We start from the raw sequence: 2,185 nt of genomic DNA on the forward strand, positions 1-2,185 counted from the left end.
TCTGGGCGATCCAGCCCAGGTGCATGATGGCGATGCGCTCGGCCATGGTCATGGCCTCTTCCTGGTCGTGGGTCACCATCACGCAGGTCACGCCTACGCGCTCGATGATCTCCACCAGCTCCAGCTGCATCTGCGAGCGCAGCTTCTTGTCCAGGGCACCCATGGGCTCGTCGAGCAGCAGCAGCTTGGGTCGCTTGGCCAGGGAGCGGGCCAGGGCCACGCGCTGGCGCTGGCCGCCGGAGAGCTGGTGCGGCTTGCGCTTGGCGTACTGGCTCATCTGCACCAGCTTGAGCATCTCCGCCACCCGGGCGTCGATCTCCGCCGAAGGGATCTTGTCCTGCTTGAGGCCGAAGGCGATGTTCTGGGCCACGGTCATGTGCGGGAACAGCGCATAGGACTGGAACATCATGTTGATCGGCCGTTCGTAGGGCGGCATGTCGGTGATGTCCACGCCATCCAGCAGGATGCGTCCCTCGGTGGGTCGCTCGAACCCGGCGAGCATGCGCAGCAGGGTGGACTTACCGGAGCCGGAACCGCCCAGCAGGGCGAAGATCTCGCCTTGGTGGATCTCCAGGGACACATCGTCCACGGCCACGGTTTCATCGAACTTCTTGGTCACGCGGTCGATCTTCACCAGAACCTTCTGCGGGCTCGGGTGGCCTTCGAGGGCCTTCCGGTAAGTGCTGGAGGCGTTTGCCATATGAAACTCCCAACAGATGTCAGCGGCCTGGCCAATACGGCCCGGCCTAAAGGTTGATTGCCAGCCCGGGGGGCGGGCTGATTCGGCGCCGCCTCCCTGGCGGCCTGACGCTATTTGTTGTTGTGGTCTTGCCGTTTGCCGCTCACGCCGGATGTCGGGCGCGCACGAGGGCACGCGCCATGGGGCAGGGCGTGTTGTTACAGGTGCAAATGCGCGATGTGCAGGGCTTAGCGGCGCTGCGCGGCTCGTTGCCGGCAGGCGTCGCCGAAGGCCTGGAAGATCCGCAGGTAGGCCGGGGTCGACAGCACCTGCCATTCCGGGTGCCACTGCACGCCGAAGGCGAAGGCCTTGCTGTGTTCAACCGATACCGCCTCGATCAGGCCGTCCGGCGCCACGGCCTCGACCCGCAGGCCCGGGGCCAGGCGATCGATGCCTTGGCTGTGGATCGAGTTGACCTGGATCTCGCCATCCAGGCCCATGGCCGCGAAGACCCCGCCCGGCTGGATCGCCACCGGGTGCGCGGGGGCGTACTGCACCTCGATGCGCGGATCGTCGGCTTCACGGTGATCGAGAAAGCCCGGCAGCTCGTGGACCTTCTGGTGCAGGCTGCCGCCGAAGGCCACGTTCATTTCCTGGAAGCCGCGGCAGATGCCGAGCACCGGCACGCCGGCGGCGACGGCCGCGCGCAGCAGGGGCAGGGTGGTGGCATCGCGTTGCGGATCATGGGCGGTGCCCGGTTCGCTGGGCGGGCCCTGGTAGTGGAAGGGTTCGACATTGGAGGGCGAGCCGGTGAACAACAGCCCGTCCAGGTTGTGCAGCAGATCCTGGGTATCGACCAGGTCCGCCAGGGAAGGGATGACCAGGGGCAGGCCCTCGGCCGCGACGCTGACCGCACGCAAGTACTTGTCGCCGCTGACGTGGTAGGGATGCAGACCGATCTCTTTGACGCACGCAGTAACGCCGATCAATGGCTTGAATGCCATTTTTATCACCTCGAAATTCACGCTGGAACGAGTTTTTCCAGAGCTTATCCTCGTTGATTTTAATTAACAACTTCCATGTAAAAAATTCTAAACGCATTTCATGTGAAAGCCTTGATTGGCGCAGATTCTGGGGTTTTTTGGATTCTTGTGGGGCAAAATAATTAACGAATCGGCGCCATGCAGGGCTATTGACTTCGGTTTTTCTTTCGGATTGACTGCGGGTGCGTCACCGCAGTGAACATAATAATTAACACGATAGGTGCATCATGTCGGTCCCCCCGCGTGCCATTCAGCTCAATGAAGCCAACGCCTTCCTGAAAAAACATCCCGAGGTTCTCTACGTCGATCTGCTGATTGCGGACATGAACGGTGTGGTGCGCGGCAAGCGCATCGAGCGTACCGCCCTGCACAAGGTCTATGAGAAGGGCATTAACCTGCCGGCCTCGCTGTTTGCCCTGGATATCAACGGCTCCACGGTGGAAAGCACCGGCCTGGGCCTGGA

At 62.4% G+C, this 2,185-nt stretch carries 2 protein-coding genes and 1 pseudogene; 1 reads left to right on the top strand and 2 read right to left on the bottom strand.

What is annotated here, in order from left to right; translation table 11 throughout:
- Together H7A76_RS32150 and H7A76_RS32155 are read right to left on the bottom strand one after the other, a co-directional pair.
- Window positions 1-700, bottom strand: a 700-nt coding sequence (locus H7A76_RS32150) for an ABC transporter ATP-binding protein (protein WP_185702235.1), incomplete at its 3' end; no start/stop codon positions are given.
- A 227-nt stretch (window positions 701-927) separates the two neighbouring features.
- On the bottom strand, window positions 928-1,683 hold the full coding sequence (locus H7A76_RS32155) for a gamma-glutamyl-gamma-aminobutyrate hydrolase family protein (RefSeq protein WP_185702236.1): 756 nt from the start codon (window positions 1,681-1,683) through the stop codon (window positions 928-930).
- Between the two features lie 266 nt (window positions 1,684-1,949).
- Here H7A76_RS32155 and H7A76_RS32160 point away from each other — a divergent pair.
- A pseudogene (locus H7A76_RS32160) lies at window positions 1,950-2,185 on the top strand (glutamine synthetase); the annotation flags it as partial.

Origin of the sequence: Pseudomonas sp. MSSRFD41 (genome assembly GCF_014230245.1) — a bacterium.
GTDB classification, from domain to species: Bacteria; Pseudomonadota; Gammaproteobacteria; order Pseudomonadales; family Pseudomonadaceae; genus Aquipseudomonas; species Aquipseudomonas piscis.